Here is a 1781-nt window from a genome sequence, read left to right on the forward strand (position 1 = left end):
ATAGAGTGATCAAGAATCCACGCCATATAGCGCTCATATTCACAGTTTGTAATTCAAAAACTGTCCTTTTGGGGTGTACCCATGATGGTCACCTAAAAACTTAAAGCGCTCGCAGGTTCAGGAAGGTCAGTGAGCTCACCATTATTCCAGCGCTAATGTTGTCAAACATATTCAGAATAGAATTCTGCTTTTTGTTCATAATCTGTCTCCTTGGTTTTCCATCAAGATGAAATCTTTTTCGATTACCAAATAATTTATTCTTTACCCTCCGTAGAACTCTGGGAGTAATGAAGAAACAGACCGACAATCCTAGTAAAGCGCCCAGGGAATCGAACCCCGGACCACTGACTACCTCAACCTACGAGCATTTTTATCCTAGCTGAGATTTTGTTGATATGCATCGATAAATTGGACCTTCAATGTTTCCGAAGATGTTGTCAGCAAACTGGGGAAACGCCCTATTTGTACAACTTTCGATGGGGAAGGTTTCTGAAGGCGTGAGCGTAGATATTTACTGACTTCCCAGTCTCTGGGAGTGTCCCCCATTCGAAGTATTTCCGGCCGCTTCACCGAGGGTCAGGCATCTTGCCCATGAGTCTATGGGTAAGCAGTCTTTACTCAGGTTCACCATCGGAATAGGTCTTCCCGTCTGCCCATAGCCTGTCAATCTGCGCACGGAAATGATCGAACCATTCGCCATCATCAGCTTCTAAAAGGAAGATGGGAGCACGTTCTTTATCGCCGGGTCTGTATTCGTACATCTGAACCATGATTTTTCCCACTGAGTGCTCTATATCCCAGCCGTTGATACTTATATGAGGCATGATGTCAGTGGTACGTAGCTCGAGCTGTCCACCTGTGTCACGGCATCCCTTTGCTAGTTCAAAAGAGTTCTGGTGCTGTTGCAAAGTTGGGGCAGTAGGAAGACCGGCGTGGAATAATCAGGTCCATGGGCATCTTCTCCGGTCGGCAGTTCCCTCGTGAAATCATCCTGTGGGCGGTGCGGTGGTACTGCCGCTACGGCGTGAGCTATCGCGACCTCGAAGAGATGATGACCGAGCGGGGAGTGCCGGTCGATCACACCACGATCTACCGCTGGGTCCAGAAATATGCTCCTGAGCTGGATAAGAAGACCCGGTGGTATCGGCAAGTTCCTGACTGGCAGGCCAGGTCCTGGCGGGTGGATGAGACCTATATCCGGGTCGGGGGAAAGTGGTGCTACCTCTATCGGGCAATCACCGCCGGTGGCCAGACCCTGGACTTCTACCTCTCACCAAAACGCAACGTCGCGGCAGCGAAGCGTTTCCTGGCGAAGACGCTGCGGTCGAATAAATCGGCAGGCTATCCGCGGGTGATCAGCACCGACAAGGCCCCCTCACTCGCCAGGGCAATCTCTGAGCTGAAGGCGGAAGGCGTCTGTCCATCGACGGTCGAGCATCGTCGGGTGAAATACCTCAACAACGTCATTGAAGGCGATCATGGCCGGTTAAAGCGGATCCTGGGGCCGAAAGGAGCATTCAAAAACCGAACGTCTGCCTACCGGACGTTGAAAGGGATGGAAGCGATGCACTCATTGCGGAAGGGGCAGGGCACGATGTTTGCCTATGGTCACCCGAATCCGGATGCAGTGATTGTTAGCCGGGTATTCGAGACGGCCTGACAACACAGGCACATAGCGTTGATCACACAATAAAAACGGAGCTTTCTTGGCTCCCGCCCCAAGTTGCAACAGCACCTACTTCACCTGCCGGTGGGCCGTCTCCCGGTCCAGCTTTCCTTCG

The 1781-nt window shown here is 51.7% G+C and carries 2 protein-coding genes; one reads left to right on the forward strand and one right to left on the reverse strand.

Going from position 1 to position 1781, the window contains the following annotated elements; translation table 11 throughout:
* Positions 1 to 614 precede the first annotated feature (614 nt).
* The gene (locus NYP18_RS15255; protein ID WP_259429046.1) at positions 615 to 770 is read right to left on the reverse strand and encodes a hypothetical protein; all 156 of its coding nucleotides are present in this window, start codon (positions 768 to 770) and stop codon (positions 615 to 617) included.
* Positions 771 to 949: 179 nt separating this feature from the next.
* Here NYP18_RS15255 and NYP18_RS15260 point away from each other — a divergent pair, with 179 nt between their 5' ends.
* Complete coding sequence (locus NYP18_RS15260; RefSeq protein ID WP_010889963.1) at positions 950 to 1660, forward strand: IS6-like element IS1628 family transposase; 711 nt, start codon at positions 950 to 952, stop codon at positions 1658 to 1660.
* Positions 1661 to 1781 lie beyond the last annotated feature (121 nt).

The sequence above is a fragment of the Corynebacterium lemuris genome (assembly GCF_024919295.1).
Classification (GTDB): domain Bacteria; phylum Actinomycetota; class Actinomycetes; order Mycobacteriales; family Mycobacteriaceae; genus Corynebacterium; species Corynebacterium lemuris.

What these genes read in the sequence shown, in the direction of transcription:
- NYP18_RS15255 (WP_259429046.1), bottom strand. Translation starts at nt 770, where the DNA reads ATGGTTCAGATGTACGAATACAGACCCGGCGATAAAGAACGTGCTCCC.
- NYP18_RS15260 (WP_010889963.1), top strand. Translation starts at nt 950, where the DNA reads ATGGGCATCTTCTCCGGTCGGCAGTTCCCTCGTGAAATCATCCTGTGG.